18 protein-coding genes and 1 tRNA gene are annotated in these 16382 nt (G+C 53.2%); 10 read left to right on the plus strand and 9 right to left on the minus strand.

All coding sequences use genetic code 11. The features are described from left to right. Nucleotides 1–24: 24 nt before the first annotated feature. On the minus strand, nt 25–1053 hold the full coding sequence (gene tdh / locus KF784_15400) for an L-threonine 3-dehydrogenase (protein MBX3120444.1): 1029 nt from the start codon (nt 1051–1053) through the stop codon (nt 25–27). Nucleotides 1054–1437: 384 nt separating this feature from the next. Between tdh and KF784_15405 the strand changes: the two genes are divergently transcribed. The 6 genes from KF784_15405 to KF784_15430 all read left to right on the plus strand — a co-directional run bounded on the left by KF784_15405 (nt 1438) and on the right by KF784_15430 (nt 7920). After that, the gene (locus KF784_15405) at nt 1438–1908 is read left to right on the plus strand and encodes a hypothetical protein (protein MBX3120445.1); all 471 of its coding nucleotides are present in this window, start codon (nt 1438–1440) and stop codon (nt 1906–1908) included. Continuing rightward, on the plus strand, nt 1905–2465 hold the full coding sequence (locus tag KF784_15410; protein ID MBX3120446.1) for a prepilin-type N-terminal cleavage/methylation domain-containing protein: 561 nt from the start codon (nt 1905–1907) through the stop codon (nt 2463–2465). Before KF784_15405 ends, KF784_15410 begins: the two co-directional genes overlap by 4 nt. Further along, complete coding sequence (locus tag KF784_15415) at nt 2462–4123, plus strand: hypothetical protein (GenBank protein ID MBX3120447.1); 1662 nt, start codon at nt 2462–2464, stop codon at nt 4121–4123. The genes KF784_15410 and KF784_15415 overlap by 4 nt, the downstream gene beginning before the upstream one ends. A 227-nt stretch (nt 4124–4350) precedes the next feature. Further along, nucleotides 4351–7461, plus strand: a complete 3111-nt coding sequence (locus KF784_15420) for an alpha-mannosidase (protein ID MBX3120448.1) — start codon at nt 4351–4353, stop codon at nt 7459–7461. Between the two features lie 118 nt (nt 7462–7579). Further along, nucleotides 7580–7653, plus strand: a tRNA-Gln gene (locus KF784_15425). 93 nt (nt 7654–7746) lie between these two features. Then, nucleotides 7747–7920, plus strand: a complete 174-nt coding sequence (locus KF784_15430) for a hypothetical protein (protein ID MBX3120449.1) — start codon at nt 7747–7749, stop codon at nt 7918–7920. Between the two features lie 41 nt (nt 7921–7961). On the opposite strand, the gene KF784_15435 is transcribed toward KF784_15430, so the two are convergent. Next, nucleotides 7962–8405, minus strand: a complete 444-nt coding sequence (locus tag KF784_15435; protein MBX3120450.1) for a nuclear transport factor 2 family protein — start codon at nt 8403–8405, stop codon at nt 7962–7964. Between the two features lie 103 nt (nt 8406–8508). Here KF784_15435 and KF784_15440 point away from each other — a divergent pair, with 103 nt between their 5' ends. After that, nucleotides 8509–9090: a DUF1211 domain-containing protein gene (locus KF784_15440; protein ID MBX3120451.1), complete on the plus strand. Its 582-nt coding sequence runs from the start codon at nt 8509–8511 to the stop codon at nt 9088–9090. On the opposite strand, the gene KF784_15445 is transcribed toward KF784_15440, so the two are convergent. Both KF784_15445 and dps read right to left on the minus strand, forming a co-directional pair. Continuing rightward, nucleotides 9087–9980: a hypothetical protein gene (locus KF784_15445; GenBank protein MBX3120452.1), complete on the minus strand. Its 894-nt coding sequence runs from the start codon at nt 9978–9980 to the stop codon at nt 9087–9089. The genes KF784_15440 and KF784_15445 overlap by 4 nt on opposite strands. Nucleotides 9981–10020: 40 nt before the next feature. Continuing rightward, nucleotides 10021–10497 (minus strand): DNA starvation/stationary phase protection protein Dps, encoded by a 477-nt coding sequence (dps, locus tag KF784_15450; protein ID MBX3120453.1) that lies wholly within the window; start codon nt 10495–10497, stop codon nt 10021–10023. Nucleotides 10498–10545: 48 nt separating this feature from the next. Between dps and KF784_15455 the strand changes: the two genes are divergently transcribed. Together KF784_15455 and KF784_15460 are read left to right on the plus strand one after the other, a co-directional pair. After that, nucleotides 10546–10707 carry a DUF1328 domain-containing protein gene (locus KF784_15455; GenBank protein MBX3120454.1) on the plus strand — a complete coding sequence of 54 codons (162 nt, stop codon included), beginning with the start codon at nt 10546–10548 and terminating at the stop codon, nt 10705–10707. 75 nt (nt 10708–10782) lie between these two features. Then, nucleotides 10783–11151 carry an MmcQ/YjbR family DNA-binding protein gene (locus KF784_15460; GenBank protein ID MBX3120455.1) on the plus strand — a complete coding sequence of 123 codons (369 nt, stop codon included), beginning with the start codon at nt 10783–10785 and terminating at the stop codon, nt 11149–11151. Here the strand turns inward: KF784_15460 and KF784_15465 are convergent. The 5 genes from KF784_15465 to KF784_15485 form a co-directional block, all read right to left on the minus strand. Continuing rightward, a complete protein-coding gene (locus KF784_15465) occupies nt 11119–11634 on the minus strand; it encodes a hypothetical protein (GenBank protein ID MBX3120456.1) in 516 nt (171 codons plus the stop codon). The two genes, KF784_15460 and KF784_15465, sit on opposite strands and share 33 nt — an antisense overlap. Before the next feature lie 77 nt (nt 11635–11711). Next, entirely contained in the window at nt 11712–12365 is a 654-nt protein-coding gene (locus KF784_15470) for a hypothetical protein (GenBank protein MBX3120457.1), read from the minus strand. A gap of 55 nt (nt 12366–12420) precedes the next feature. Further along, a complete protein-coding gene (locus tag KF784_15475; protein MBX3120458.1) occupies nt 12421–13353 on the minus strand; it encodes a hypothetical protein in 933 nt (310 codons plus the stop codon). Continuing rightward, nucleotides 13340–14257, minus strand: a complete 918-nt coding sequence (locus KF784_15480; protein ID MBX3120459.1) for an SPFH domain-containing protein — start codon at nt 14255–14257, stop codon at nt 13340–13342. Before KF784_15480 ends, KF784_15475 begins: the two co-directional genes overlap by 14 nt. A 505-nt stretch (nt 14258–14762) precedes the next feature. After that, nucleotides 14763–15563, minus strand: a complete 801-nt coding sequence (locus KF784_15485; protein MBX3120460.1) for a PEP-CTERM sorting domain-containing protein — start codon at nt 15561–15563, stop codon at nt 14763–14765. Between the two features lie 218 nt (nt 15564–15781). Between KF784_15485 and KF784_15490 the strand changes: the two genes are divergently transcribed. After that, complete coding sequence (locus KF784_15490) at nt 15782–16375, plus strand: RNA polymerase sigma factor (GenBank protein MBX3120461.1); 594 nt, start codon at nt 15782–15784, stop codon at nt 16373–16375. Nucleotides 16376–16382 lie beyond the last annotated feature (7 nt).

A 16382-nucleotide genomic window follows, 5' to 3' on the forward strand; every position in this document is an offset into this window, starting at 1 on the left:
TTGTAAAGACAAACGTGGCGAAATCTACTCAAAGGTGAAGACGACTTTCCCAGCCATCCCCGACTTCATCAGTTCCATCGCCTTTGCAAACTCGGTGTAGTGCATCTCATGCGTTACCACTGCGGAGACGTCAAGCTGATGTCCCGTCAAGAGCCCGTGCATCTGATCCCACGTTTTCCAAAGGTTGCGTCCGACGATGCCGTTCACTTGTACGCCTTTAAAGATCACGTCGTTGACACGGATTGGCTGCACGTTCTCGCCAAACACACCGAGGAGCGAGATTCGACCGCCCGGCCGAACCAGCGAAACCGCAAGATCAAGCGACGAAGGATGCCCACTCATCTCAAGAACGCCGTCAAAGCCTTCCGGAACGATCCGTCCAAGCTCGCCCTTAACGTCCTGCTCCATCGGATTCAGGACGTGGTCAAAACCGATCTTATTTGCGAGCTCAATTCGATAGCAGCTAACTTCAGTGCCCACGACCAGTTCTGCACCAAGGGTTTTGCAAATCGCCCCTGCCATCAAGCCGATCGGCCCGAGCCCTGTGATGAGGATTCTTTGCCCTGTGACGGGGCCGTCCATTGCCGTATGAACCGCGTTCCCCAACGCATCTTGAAAGGCCGCGATCTTTGTCGGGATTTCACGGCTCGTCGGACGTGCGTTGTCCATTGGAATGACGGCATGAGTCGCAAACCCACCGTCAACATCCACACCGAGGATTCTGGTGTTCACGCAAACGTGGCCTTGTCCGGCGAGGCACTGACGACAGCGCCCACAGATAATATGCGATTCGCTAGCGACAAAGTCGCCGACAGCACGGTCAGTAACGCCCTCTCCAACCTCAACGATGGTTCCACAGAACTCATGGCCGATAATGCGCGGGGGCAGGATTCGAGAGGCAGACCACGCATCCCAAGAGTAAATGTGCAAGTCGGTGCCGCAGACAGACGCGGCTTCAAGCTTGATTTTGACGCAGCCGGGGCGGATATCTGGTTCGGGAACATCGACGAGTTCGACACCGGGCTCAGGGCGGACCTTGGAAATCGCTTTCACTGAGGCGTTAGGATACCGCCCAAGAGCCCGTTTCGATAGAGGATGTCCTATCGGAGTTTAGAGAAGTCGGACTGAATATCTCAACAACGCGTTCTTGTTGCCCGAGGGACGAGGATCGAACACTACGAACGAGCGATAGAACTATAGTGGTTTTCACACTATCATTCAAAAGCGAGAAATGAGACCATTTGCTCAGTGTCCGGCAAATCTGTCAGAAATTTTCATTTTATTTTCTGTCGTATTTTCAGCCTATTACGCGAAAATACGGCAAGAAAAGACGGTTCAAGAATATGAATCTTATGAGAGAAAATTATAGTTTGAAGTACTATATTTTACGCATCTGCCGTTGCTAAAGACGGCTCCATAAACACCGATAGAACCAGCATGGCTAACCGTGCGCGAACACGAAGACAGCGAAAAGGTGCGCTGCTGATCGATGTCCTGATCGGCGTTTTTATGCTCACACTTGCCGCCGCCGCCTTTTTCGCCTTGATCCCGATGATCCACAAATCACAAACTGTGGCGAAGGAGGAGAGTGTTGCGCAGGCGATGGCCCAGCGCATGGTTGAACAGGTTCAGATGTTGCAGCGATCCGACATGACAGCTGTCACCCTGACCAAGCTGAACTTGATCGATACGGGTCAATCGCAGCCGCCCTACAGTTTTTCGAATATCCCAATGGATCAAGGTTCGCGCTATAGCCCTAGCCAAGCTCTTCGCGCAGGCACTGCCACACTGGACGTGAATCCTGCCGATGCAAATTCCATGCGCGTCGACGTGACGATATCGTGGAAGTCCGCGACCGGAAAAAACAGAAGCTTTAAGACCGGAACGATCCTTGGAGGTTACCAATGAGACGAAAGGGCTTCTCCCTTGTTGAACTGCTCGTCGGAATGGGCATGATGTCCTTCGTCCTGTTCGGGCTGCTTAGCCTTCTCGTGTTTGGACTCCGATCCTACCAGCGGACCACCGTCGACGTTGAAAACACAAATAAGACCGCGCAGACCATGCGACGAGTGACTGAAACAATTCGAGCTGCAGTGGATGTGAGCGTCTCTGCCGACGGCAAAAAATTGACTTACTACATGCCGAAGGTTGCAGGCGTTGACGCAATCACCGGTGAAAGCGAATATCAGATACCCATCGTTTCGGATGGGACAGCACGGCTTTTCGAAGTTACAGGCGGCAACCTCATAGATCGTTCGACCAATAGGATTCTGGTCAAGAATGTTGCGTCAAAGGACCCTGATCCAACATCAAGCCAGTACAACCAGGTCTACGACCCCTTCACCGTCACCACGATCGGTTCGCGACGTGCGATCACGATCAACATCATCGCACAGCAAGGTGTACGCGGCGAGCCTCGCTATGTGCGCATGAAGACGACAGTCTTGATAAGGAACGCAAAATGACAAACCGCATAAAAAGAGGCTCCACCGCGCTGATGGCCCTCTTCGCAATGGTGATCTTGCTCATCGTGACGATGGGCGTTGCCGGATATTCCGTGCAGGGCATGTACCGCTCGCGAATGGACGAGGATCGACAGAAAGCCTTCCAAGCATCGCAAGCTGGCCTTGAACTTGGCATTTCACGCGCTTACTCCGACCTTGCCGCAAACAAGGGCATATTTCTTTCTGGCAGTCGGACGATCTCTTCGGACCTAAACGACCTCGCGCCTGGATGCGTCGCAACTACTCTGGTTTCACCACAGCCCGACAATACGTGGGCGTGGGTTACCAGCACGGTGACATACAAAGGCGTCACCAAGAGTGTGAGGAGCTTAATTCGAGCGCGAAATGTCGGCATCTGGAACAACGCGATTTTTGCCGGTACCGGCGCTTCGGGGCAAGCCATCAACGGCAACGTCGACATCCGTGGTTCGGTGCACATTCTCGGTGAAGGTGAAGCCTACTCCGACCTGAACAAGAACGGTGTGTGGGACCCCGCCGAAACCTATACCGACACGAACAAGAATGGTGTTTGGGATCCAGGTGAGCCGTTTACCGACACGAACCTTGACGGAATCTGGAATTCAGCCGAGCCCTACAACGATACGAACAAGAACGGCTTTTACGACCCGCCGTTGACTCAAACGGACCTCAACTCCAGCTTTAGTGGAAACGCCTATATCGGAAACAACTACAGTGGGATGGATGCAGGACTCGAAGCCCTCGTACCCGCTGCACCAAGGATCTCGGGCATCGAGACGCTCTCCACCGAAGTCCGTGTCAAGCACGGACGGATTGCAATCAGCGGAAGCGCGACGATTGGCGCAACAGGATCGATCGATGGCGGCACAAGCAAAGGCACCATCGACGGATCGTATGTGAGCGACGGGTTCACCGGAACCAAGGGCTCCTCCGCAGTCTTTAGCGATAACGGGACAAACAACGCCTATGACCTCGGTTCTGTTGGTATTGAGTTCCCGTTGATCAGTGGCATCGGCGCACAGCCCTTCGTTGCCCCGAACGGCACCATTTGGAGCAATCAGGAGGCGTACCTCGACAGCCAAGCATTGACGATCAATCTCAGCTCGATCACGGCGACAACCCTTCCGTTCACTCTTTTCGACCTCAAAGGCAACTCCATCACCTTTGTGCCGGAAGGCAACAAAGGCAACCCTCCCGCAAAGCTGATCATGAACGGAATTATTCGGACAACCGGAGACATACAGATCGGCGCTTCCAAGGAGACCATCACCTACGAAGGCAATGGAACTCTCTTTTCAAAGGGGAACATTTCGATTAGCTCACACTTGCTGCCCGCAAGCGGCAAGATCTTCCCAACGTCGGCACGGATAGGACTGATCGCCAAGAACAACCTGAATATTGCGACGGGAGGCGGCGACGCCCAGCTCAAGCTTGCCGGCGCGTTCTACGCTCAAGGCAAGATTGTGAGCGCGAAGCAGAACGAGATCATGGGAACGTTTGTGGCGAACTTCTACGATCTCGGCACAAACGTCCCCAAGATTTATCAAGTCCCCGCGCTGCCAACCAATATGCCTCCAGCTATGCCAGGAGACAAGCTGTTCTTCACTCTGAAGAATCAGAGCTGGCGAGAGCGCAAATAAAACGAGTGTGCCACGCACTCCTCCGCACAAGGGGATGCGTGCCACCAACCAATGCCATTGCAGGCTTGCCTTATCCGAAGCAGCCTGCATGGCTTCTACTATGGAATCGCTGAGGGCAATGGTCGCCCTCAGCAACTTTATGCCATATACCGAGTAGTTTTTGAGGTGAGGCTCCTCATTGAAGGGTCATCGGCGTGTAAACTTGGCCCTTCCCGGAGCCGCTCTTCATGCTGAAACACTCGGATCTGACGATCACGCGCGTCCTGCGCCTTATCGACAACGAACTCAAGCCGAACATCTACGGCGAAAGTGTTCCCTTGACCGTCGAAATCTGCGACGTACCTCATACGAATGAAAAGGACGCAAAGAAGGGTCCCTTCAAAACCGTCGAACCAGGCTATAAATATGGCCCCGCTTACACCACTTTTTGGTTCCGTGTCAGCGGCACTGTCCCTAAAAACTGGGCAGGCAAGCTTTACGGAATGCGAGCCGACCTGGACACCGAGCGCACGGTTTGGGCGGACAACTCCCCGTGGTTAGGCCTTGACAGTCAGCACGACGTCATGCCGTTCAGCAGCGACACCTATGGTCCCTGCCCCATCGACGCCCAACCCGGAAAGAAAGTTACGGTCTACATTCAGGCATACACACCGAACCCTCAGTGCCGCGTCTATGTGAAGGAACTCCCGCGTGAAGACCTCGTATCGACGGTGAAGAGCGTTGACCTAGTGATCATCAATCACGACATCAAGGAGCTTCTTTGGGACATCGACTTTTGCCTGAATCTCGTCCGGAAACTCCCTCAGGACGAGCCCGCTTTCCACACGATCCTTCGAGGACTGAACGACGCATGCAATCTCTTTCGATTGGGAAGCCCGGAGACTTACGGTCGCTGCCGAAAGGTCTTGCGCGATGCAATGGCAAGCCTGCCCGAGAGCCATAAGCACACAATGACTGCGGTTGGCCACGCCCACCTCGACACCGCTTGGCTGTGGCCGCTGGACGTCACCCACAAGAAGATGGCCCATACAGCCGCGAACCAGCTTGCCCTGATGGCCCGCTATCCCGAATACGTCTTCGTTCACTCGCAAGCATCCCAATACGAGTGGGTCGAGATGGAGTACCCCGTACTTTTTGAGCGCATCAAAGAGGCGATCAAGAAGGGACAGTGGGAGCCGCTTGGATCGATGTGGGTTGAGGCCGACTGCAACCTCTCTGGCTCTGAAGCGCTCGTGCGGCAGTTCCTCTATGGACGGCGATACTTCCGCGACAAGCTTGGCTACGAAACGCAGGATATGTGGCTGCCCGATGTCTTTGGCTACGCAGCGTCGATCCCTCAAATCCTGAAGAAGTTCAACATCGACTACTTCCTAACCCAGAAGATTAGTTGGAACCAGTTCAACAAATTCCCCCATCACACTTTCTGGTGGCACGGAATTGACGGTACGGAAGTCTGGTCTCATTTCCTCCCTGCTGACACCTATTGCGCCAGCTGCGAGCCCGAGAACCTGCTCTTCAACATGAAGAACTACAAGGATCACGCCCGATGCGATCATTCGCTGTATGTGTATGGTTACGGCGATGGTGGCGGTGGCCCCACTGAGCGGCATATTGAGTTCCTTCGCCGCGCTCGCACAGCCCCCGCCTTGCCAGAAATCAACCGTGGGAAGAAAGCTCTTGACTTTTTCCGCGATGCAAAAGCCAAAAGCAAAGATCTCACGCATTGGCACGGCGAGCTTTATCTGGAGCTCCACCGAGGCACTTACACCAGTCAGGCTGCGACCAAGAAAGGCAACCGCTTTAGCGAGTTTCTGCTCCGCGATGCCGAACTACTGAGCTGCTTCACCCCCGACTTCCCAAAGGCATATCCGCAAACCGAAATTGAGGATGCTTGGAAGCTCACGCTGCTCAACCAATTCCACGACATCCTGCCCGGTTCTTCGGTCAACGAGGTTTACCGCGATGCCGCCCGTGACTACGCAGAGATCGCAAGGGTCTGCAATGGTCTGATCGGCAAAGCGCTATCAAAGATCGGAAACAAGATGGACCGCTCAGAGATGGAGCGGCCCTATGCGATGTTCCAAAACGCATCGGTGCAATCGCAGGGAGAGATCGACTGGACCAGCAAGGACGAACCTCAGTCCATCACAACGGAAGATGAAAATCTGCCCGTACAAGTGATCGAGGCGTTCGGCGAGCGCAAGCTCATCTTCCCCACTCCGATGTCCGCGCTCGGTGCGGTGGCGATTGCCGATATCCGCGAAGAGGCCTCTGTCAGCAAGTATCGCCTCAAGGCTAGCCCTCGCAAGTTAGAAAATGGCGAGCTTCTCATTCGTTTCGACCAGCACGGAAACATCACGTCCATTCAGAGTCTTGAAGACGGAACCGAATTCGTCGAGCCCGGCAAGCTGGCAAACATGTTCCAGATTTTCGAGGACAAACCAAACTTTTGGTCGGCCTGGGATGTGGAAGTGTTCAGCTATGAGACCTCCCGCGATCTTGTAAAGAGTGAAAGCGTCGAGGTTGCTGAACGTGGTCCCGTGCGCTGTGCGATTGAAGTCGTCAAGCGCTTTAACAAGAGTACGATTCGCCAACGCATCAGTCTTGGCCCAACCCCCGGTATTCGCTTCGATACCGAAGTCGACTGGCACGAAGAGGACAAGATGCTGAAGGTGGCTTTCCCCGTGAACATCCACGCTCTCCGCGCAACATACGAAATCCAGTTCGGCAACGTGGAACGTCCAACCCACTACAACACGAGTTGGGATATGGCCCGTTTTGAGGTGCCCGCGCAGAAATGGGTAGACCTGAGCGAAGGCGATCAAGGGGTTGCCCTGCTCAACGATTGCAAGTATGGGCACGACATCAACGGAAACGTGATGCGCATGACCCTTCTCCGCGCACCCAAAGCTCCAGACCCTGAGTGCGATATGGGCAAGCATCGGTTCACCTACGTGCTGATGCCACACTTTGGGCCATACAACTACGCAGGCGTTGTCCAGGCTTCTTATGCCCTTAACGCGCCCTTGCGTTCAGTAGCGCTTGAGCCCGGAGCCGGAGCCGACGGCAATCTGCCCCCGCTCATCCAGGTCGATGACCGCAACGTGGTGGTCGAATCGGTGAAGAAGGCGGAGGACAGCAACGATCTGATTGTACGGCTGTATGAGTGTCACGGCAGTCGGGGCTTTGCCGATCTGTTCTGCGCACGCCCGATCGAGAGCGCTTGGATGTGCGACATGGAAGAGAACAACGTCGAAGATATTGAAGTGGCAGATGGCCGAGTGCTTTTCAACTATCGACCGTTCGAGATCATCACGCTGAAGCTGCGGTGTCCGTAAACTCCCCGCAAAAGCCACGCCCTCGATAACTGCGGTTATCAAGGGCGTGCTCGCAAACAGGTGTAGGCCCCCGAAAGGCCCGTTCCAGCTTGCAGCCGAGTATAATATCCCCTGGCTGTGCCGGATCGTCTAATGGCAGGACAACGGTTTTTGGTGTCGTACGTCTAGGTTCGAATCCTAGTCCGGCAGCCACTCTCCTCTTCCCAATCTTATATTCAGTCTGCGACGCCCAACCGTTGCCGCTGAACCTACGTTTAACCCGATTCTTGCCGTATAATTAACCATATGGACCGCGATCCGTTTAGGAAGCCGCCAGACCGCAATGAGCGGCATCAAGCAGCGGCACACGAAACTTTCTATATTGTCGCGGGAGTCGCCGTCGGCGTCATTATTTTTGCTATCCTCATGGCCTTTTTTGACCAAAGCACAAACGTGCGATGGTTCCCATGGGGCCGATAGTCAGCCTGCCATCGTAGCGTCCAATAGCAAACCTCAACAGGCTAATTGCGGGTGGCGTTTCCGTTGTCCATGTCCGACATGATCAGCCATCGGCCATCTTTGCCCTTTTGCAGAGTCAAGGTGAACTTGCCGATGTCGGGTTCGCCCTTTGCCTTGGAATAGCCGCCGATGATATAGCCGGTTGAGCCTTCTGCGGCATAAGCCCAAGCACGCAGGAACAGATCACCACCGGAATTCGCATAGCGCACCTTGATCGCTTCCCTGCCGCGCACAGGCGGCCTGCCCGTCGAAAGCACAAATCCATCTTCAGCAAACAGCTCAGACAGCGCTTTTGCATCCTTCTTCAGCCAAGCCGCCTCATAGTCCGAAAGCACACGCTGAAGGTCGGGCGGCAGATTGATGCTGGGTAACTGTTCTGCAGGGGTCTGAGCCCAAGCCGCTAACGCGATCACACAAGCAATGAAAGAGGCTAAGATCATTCTCATTCGGTCGTCTCCTATTCTTGGGAATACGCTCAACTCAAGTTGAGCGACACCTGTATTTCGATTTAACGACAACTCGAACGTCGATGGTGGCAGAATAGGCAACATGACACGCGGACGGATGGAAGCATTTAGTGATGCCGTCATTGCCATCGTGATGACCATCATGGTCTTGGAACTCAGGGCCCCAATCTCCGCCCAACTGGAGGCGCTCGGCGCTGTTTGGCCAGGGTTCCTTTGCTATGCGCTCAGCTTCACGTTCCTCGGGATCTATTGGAACAACCACCATCATATGCTGCACTCGGCCCACCACATCAGCGGGAGGGTGCTCTGGGCGAACATGCACCTGCTCTTCTGGCTTTCGATGATCCCGTTTGTGACGGCATGGATGGCCGAACACTTCGCTCGCGGCCCCGTACTGACCTACGGCGGCGTACTCCTGCTCTGCGCGATCGCGTACTACATCCTTGCCCGAACTCTCGTCGCTGCCAATGGCAAGGACTCGGCAATTTCGAAGAGTCTTGGAGCGGACTTCAAAGGCAAAATCTCAATCCTGATTTATGCTGCTTCGATGGGAATTGCTTGGCTCATGCCATCACTCGCATGCGCCCTTTATGTGCTCGTGGCGCTGATGTGGCTTGTTCCAGATCGTCGGTTTGAGCACGTACATGCCGATCCAACAGCCTAAGCCTTCTTCGACGCTGCGGATTCGGGTGAAACGAGCACGTTGAGTGAGCTTGGCTCGACACGGATTTCAGCCTCACGGGCTTTGACGGCGTCGCCATCGAGCACAAATCGTCCCGTCTTTGAAAGGGTGATTTGAACCTGGGAGAGCTCAGCACTCCAGACCGTGGGCAACTCCGTGTGCCGTCCAAACAAGAGCCCAAGACCATAACGAAAGAGACTCCCGCGATCACCCTTCTTCACCACATATACGGAGAGTTTTCCGTCTGTGATGGAGGCCGATTCCGTCACGCGAAAAGGGCCGCCATGCTGTTGAGAACTCGCCGCGACAAACTGAACTGCACGCAGATCAAGCGCCTCCTTCTCCGACTCAATACGGATTCGGAATGACTTTGCAAATCGAACGGCTCGAAAAAGGGCTGGGATATAAACAAGACGTCCAAACTTCCCTTTGGGAGAGTTCGCGATGATATCCATGATCTTGGAAGTGATACCAAGCGTCGCGACGTTTACAAAGACATCCGAGTTGAACCTGCCAACGTCGATCTTGGCGGGTACGGCCTGCTCGTCGAGAAATGTCATCGCATCGGCAGTCGAAATAGGGATTCCAAGTTCATGAGCAAGAGCATTCCCCGTTCCCAGAGGTAAGACACCAAGCATGGTATCCGTGCCCAACAAGAGTTCGGCCGCTTTACGGATGGTGCCGTCGCCACCACCGACGATCAAAGTGCCAACGTCCTTTTTGGCGCTTGTGATCGCCTTCTCGAACGCCTGAACACTCTCGACCACGCAGATTTCTTTAGCAGCCTCACCCCATCGTTCACGGATCAGATCGATAACCTGGTCACCACTCCGTGCATGAGCATTGAGGACAACAGAAAACTTGCCTTTCATAAACCCCTATCAAGGTACGCCTCTCACACCAGGAAACGTACTATGACAGGTGCGATTCGAGGAACCAAAGCTGGACTTCCAGTCCCCGGCTTACCTGCGTGAGCAGATCGGCAGTGATAGGGTCACCCGCTTCGTCCATGCGAACTATGGATTGATGGAGCATTTCAACGCAGTGGCCCACAGCTTCACAGACGGCCTTGATCGCAGTCTGGCCTGCAATTACCCCCGTCGGAAACCCCTTCAAGGAGCTTTGCTTTGAGACGACTGCAGTCGAAGCCACGACTGGTTCGCCGAGCTGACGAATCCTCTCAGCAATCAGATCAACCCCTTCCAAAACCGCGGCTCCGACTTCATCAAAAAGCCTGTGCACGGCGATAAAATCAGGGTCGCGAAGATTCCAATGGGCCAGCTTAATCTGATTATAAAGATCAATGCTGTCGACAAGTAAAGGATTGAGCTCTGACACTGCTGCCTTTTTACGGTCATTTGATATTGGATTGAAGTTAACTTTGGGCATTTTTCTCACTTTCTAAAATAACCCGAAGAATCGGGCGTATAGATTCATATGTTACATTACGCCGTTGTGTTCTTGATCATAGCGATCATTGCGGCTATTTTTGGATTCGGCAGCATTGCCGGAACGGCTGCAAGTATCGCCAAGATTCTGTTCTTTGTTTTCTTAGCCATGGCTGTCATATCGTTCTTGACTAAGAAAAAGACAATCTGACTTGATTGCCAACAAAGCCTCACTATATGTTCTAATGGCGCATTCGATTGCGTTACTTCATGCTACAATTGAAGCGTGAATGGAGACACACTTGATCGCCTGCGCACCCTATGTATGGCGCTGCCAGAAGCGACTGAACGTCTTAGTCATGGCGAACCGTCGTGGTTCGTCGGCAAGGGTAAGCAGTTTGTCATTTACGCCAACCATCACCACGACAATCGACTGGCGTTTTGGTGTGCGGCTCCGCCAGGAGTCCAAGAGGCGTTAGTCTCAGACGAGCCTCAGAGGTTTTTTCGCCCGCCCTATGTCGGCCCGAAAGGTTGGTTGGGAGTGTATTTGGATGTGCCCTTGGATTGGGATGAGATTGCTGGGATTGTTGAGAATGCCTACCGAACGGTCGCCCCGGCGAAGTTAGCTGCTTTGTTGGATACGGATCGGAGCTGAACTCGGCTTTGTGACGTGCTGCCTTGAAAACAAGAGCACGACAGCGGCACAGCCCCCTAAGACACCGTAAGCCACTATCACATCGGGCAAAGAAGCAATGCGTACGATTAATATGCCCCGTACCTCTAAGATCATCAGAGCATAGGCAAGTGCTATCCAGATAAAGCGAGGCCACTTGAATTGAAGATTCGGTTGGTAGCCAGCAACTGTCCAAACCAGGAATCCACAAATCAGCCATCCTAAGTACCAGAACACGGGCGAGGTTTCTTTGAATTGGTAGCCGCCGAGGTGTGCATGAAAATTGGTTGTCTCATCCATTGGGGCTACGATGCCAGCGGGAATGTAGGAAGGGATGGTTACGAACACATGGTATAACCATTGTTCGACAGTTTCCGAACCCATTCCCACGACAAAAAGCAAAACCCACAGCGACGCCACTATACTGAGAGCAACTCTATTCGCAGTGTTAACTCGTGACTTCATGGGAAACACCTACGTATACGACCACTTACTGTAGATACGAGGTTCATGCACCCGGTTTTGCCGTCCGATCTATAAGGTCATTTCGCGTAGTCTGAAACCGTCGGGGATTGGGAACCGTCATAGACAGGCGTTTTGTCCTCAGCAAGAATGGCGAGTTCCGCATCATAGCCTCCCAGGATCGTTGCCAACCAAGCTGCACCAGCCCGTGCGTATGGTCGCTTATGGTCGTCGACCGCCTTCTTGCAAGTTGAATGAATCCGCGCCCACACCGTGTCTGGTAGCTGATGCATTCCTCTGCCCTTCCACCGCTCTGCCCACTGTGCGTTCTGTGCAGCGTTAGCGAGGGCAAAGATTGCCGAACTTCGCGTTGAGTCATGAGCCGACTCATCCTCGTAGATATCGATTAGTCTTTCAACGTTCAGGGAATTGATCTGCGGAGAACGGTTCAGCGCAATGATGACCCAGTCGCCAAACTCTTGGGCTTTGTGAAGGTCAAGCTGTTTCCACAAATAGTGGGCAACCCATGGAGCCCGGTCATCCCTCGCCATGGCTAGCAGCGCTGTGACTCTGATGCCTGCTTTGTCCTCGCCCTCGCATAGATTTTCATATACCCATCTCGCAGTCTTCGCCGAGGCACCATGTTTGCGACTAGGTTCGAGGCAGAGCATCAACTGACTCGTGCTCATCGCACGCAGTTGTTCCTTTCGCCACTTCCACCCATGCTTAGGCAATCATTATCTCCTTCTGTCTATTTCACATATCCTATAGCAGTATTTCAAGAACAGGTCACTTGTACGCCAAGGACACCCGCCGCTCCGCAATCCCAATCCGGGCGCTCGACCCGCTATTGAACGGCAAGAAGTCCTCTTCAATTCCATCGCTGAAGATCACCCCGTTCTGCGGCATCTCCGAGACAAGAAGAAGCTCCTCCCCTTCGACAATCCGACCCGCACAAAGCGACGTTTGCGTGATCTTGCTCCCGAACGGCTCCCGCACGCTAAATCTTAGCTCTGGTGAACTCATCGACCAAGCATAGTCCGGCTCTCTTTGAGGCTCATTCCATACCGACGCGCTAATCTCCTCGGCGCCAGTCACCACCGACCGATACCACCCCGTCGAGCCCGCCCCCGTCGAGACAATGATCCCACTGGAAGAGTGCCTTTCTCGACGGCCTTCAAACGCGATCTCGTAACGGGCGGAGACGTGGGTTCGCTGACCGATAAAAAGGTCGTTCACACCAAAGAGAGTCTGCCCGTTGTTCAGAGTAGCCTGGGCCATCACAACCTGTGTCAGATTCAGCCTTTGAGCAAGAACAGCTTTCCAAACTGCTTCCACATGATAAGTCGAGAAGGTCGCCAACACGCCATCGATCCGACTGGGGTCCGGGTTAAAAGGAATGATAGGTTGATGATCCAAATACTTTGCCGTGTTTACGACAAGACCATCTGGACCAAGCGTGGCGACCAGATCATGCGGCCCGAATACGAAGTTAGGAAGAAACTTCCGGTCGACCTCTTGAAACCGAATGCCCTCGGGAATGCTCGCCCGGATGAGGTCCAGTGCGCTTTCATAGCGGGCATGAAAGTCAGCAAAGTCGTCGTATGAGCCTCCACCATGGGTCAGATAAAAGCGGGCCTGTTCCGCGCTGCCAAACCGCTCGATCAGTTCTTCCAGCGGGGTCTTCTTAGTGATAAGAACAATCTTATCAACTCTTTCCACTAGGTGTTCCCTTGCTGTCCAAGAGCGCGGCCAAAACCTCGGAGGTGATGGTCAGGTTTCCTACCTTTTGGGCATTGTCTCCAATCGACTTGATCCCGAGAGCGAGGATCTCTTGGGGCGTAAGCGCACTGTAAGCCTTCAACTCCATTTCGAGGGCCCTTGCTCGATAGGCTGCCTCTTCTTCAGTCGCCTTGCCTCGCGTCTCAGCTTCCTTCAAGGCATTCGCCCCCTCCAAATCCAACAGCTTGTCGCGCTGTGCCGCAAGAGCGATATCGGCGTCCATTTGCTTCTCCTGAATCTTCTGTTCATTCTCGACTGCGGCTTCCCGACGGGCATAAATCGCTTCATCGGCTTTCCTCAACAAAGTCTCACGATAATCGGCTTCCAGCGCTTTGCCCACCTCTGGGGTAGGTGTGATCGACAGGAAGTGCAGACCCAATACCGCCACACCTAACTCAGCCAGCACCTCCGAGCTTTGCACTTGTGCATAGACCGCGTTGGCAACCGTATCCGACTGCCGGATCGTTTCTTCAAGGGTTAGCGCCTGGATTTCAGCCCGCGTATGCAGCTGAATCACGTTCGCAACCCTCTGCGGTAAACGCTCCAAATCGGTGCTCATCCGCTTGCGAGAGCGCGCATCGATGGTGAAATTCATCGTCTCCGCCGCCCGCTCCGCGTTTGCGATGCGATAGGTGTACTGCCCTTGAATCGTGACCTGCTGGAAGTTGTTCGTCACCTCGTTGAAGACGAAATTGCCATCCATGCTGCTGGTTGGCACCAAGACGATATTGGTCTTCAATGGCATATAAGGAAAGGAGAGACCAAGCCCTTGCCGGCGAGTCTTGCCATCGACTACCTGCATCACATACTCGGTCGGCTGCGCTTTAAAGTAGCTAACGATCACATCTCAGGTTTACCCTACTTGCGTCGGTACTCAACGTACTATGCTGTGCAAAAGGTTGTTGCACCGCTGCAGCGCCAAAGGCGAAACCGATAGCCGATGACGAGAAGCCTAAATCATTCAGACTCTGGTTTCCCAAAAAAATCGCATATGCAAAGACTGTTGAACGGAAGGTTACGAATGTCAGCGCTCAATTAAACTCTTTACGACAAAATTTTGGGATTCGCAGAGCAATACTTCCAGTGTCCTGTCCAATCCGCAGTGAAGCATTCATCCCGTCTGGCTTCCGAATTTGTCCGAGAACTGGATCAGCAGACCAAGTGACTGCCTTAGCGTTCTATAGTCTGAAATGACGGAGCCGTAAAAATAGCCGTCAGTGACAATAATACAAGAAGGGGTTTAGCATATGCTGATGTACTTTTAGATTGTTGCACAGATCTGGCGAGCTCAAACTTATAATGACAACGGGACAGAGGGAGGCAACGTCTATCCCGTTGTCGGCGCAAGTTTACTTACATGAAAGTTTTTTTCGGGCTGTCATGTATGCTATTGACCCCATCAGCAATGCCGCTAATGATGCGGGTTCTGGAACCGGATCAAGAGTCGCCGTTAGAACTCCACTATTATCGGAGAGTGTACCGATTGTGTCGGTGATCATTACTCGAACGTCTCGGCCAAAGACTTCAGTCGAGCCCCCAACCATAACTGGGGCGTAATCAATCGCGCCGTCCGGCGTGATGAATTGCAACATTGCACCATGATACGGCGAGCTTGGAGATCCATGATGGGCAAAACCCGACAGGCTTACCTTGTATATGCCAATGGTTGAGCTTGTCAAGAAAGGCTGAACTGTTGTATGCGTGTGCTCTGCAACGTTCGTGTTTGCAAAGAGCGTCCCGGCAAACTGAACGTTGTTCGCACCATCGCGTAATATCAGGTCAACCTGACCTGAGTTATCGAATAGACTCCCCTGGGCATCGGTCAGGAATGCAATCCCGGGGCTCAAAGCATTCAGGTTCGAGTTCCCACTGATCGGGACTCGCATGTATGAGATGCCACTGCCCGGCGGATGAAACTGCCAGACGATGGACTTCCAGATGGCAGAAGCCGGAGCCCCGTAGCGTGGACTACCTTGAGCTTCAAGGGATAGTGATCCGCCAAGGCCAGGCAAGTACGCGGAGTTTGTCGTAGTCAATTCAAGGACATTAGTCTGTGAATCGATTGATACTGATTCGTTGCTCATTGCGAAACTTGCCGCTAAAGCAATGCAGAAAGCAACAATGATTCTCAATTTTGAAACATTTTTCAATTTTGCACCCCTATCGGTGAATGGCGAACCGCGATAGCAATTCACGCACTAGGTTAGGTGCAGCAAATCTTTTTCTCCATGCGTTGCTATTAAAAAAATTGGAGAGCATTCAACTATTTTCTCGCTTGTGCATGGGAAGAAAACGTGATCCTGTCTAATAAAGTGAAGAGAACTTTCAGCAACCTCTTTGCATCGCCTTGAAGTTGTTGATGGGAGGCATGATGAAGGATTTCGACAAGTTTTTACGCGACAATTTTATTGGCGTCTATCGCTTCTGTCGGGCATGGCTCAAGAATCCCGATCTTGCGAACGACGCAACTGTAGCGATTATGTTGAAGGCGAAAGAAGAGTATGCAAGGTTACAAAGTGCTAGAGATCCGATTGCATTTCTGTTCGGTATCGCCCGAAATGTCTGTCGCGATACTTTGCGACAGTGCAAAAGCCAGGATGCCCATGAGTGTCAAATGCCCGAGGACTTTGACCCCAAGGTTGTCGTGATATTGTTTGCCCACTCCGCCGGACTCGAGGCAAAACTGGTTCGAGTGATACTGAACTACTGTTCAGGACCTCACCCCCGAATGGACTGTTTGGCCCGTATGCGTTTACTTGGAGCGCTTCTCCTTCGATTTATCGAAGGTATGGGAAATACACGGATCGCAGAGATACTGGAACAACCTCCTGGAACAGTCCACGCATGGATTCGACGCTTCCTTGTTTGGCTCCGCAATGAAGTCCAGGGCCCAGGTTTTGGCGGAGACCACGATGTCGACGCGGATCGTGATGCCGAAGATCCACCAGCCGAAGACAACTGAACACACG

The organism is Fimbriimonadaceae bacterium (assembly GCA_019638775.1).
Lineage (GTDB): Bacteria > Armatimonadota > Fimbriimonadia > Fimbriimonadales > Fimbriimonadaceae > JAHBTD01.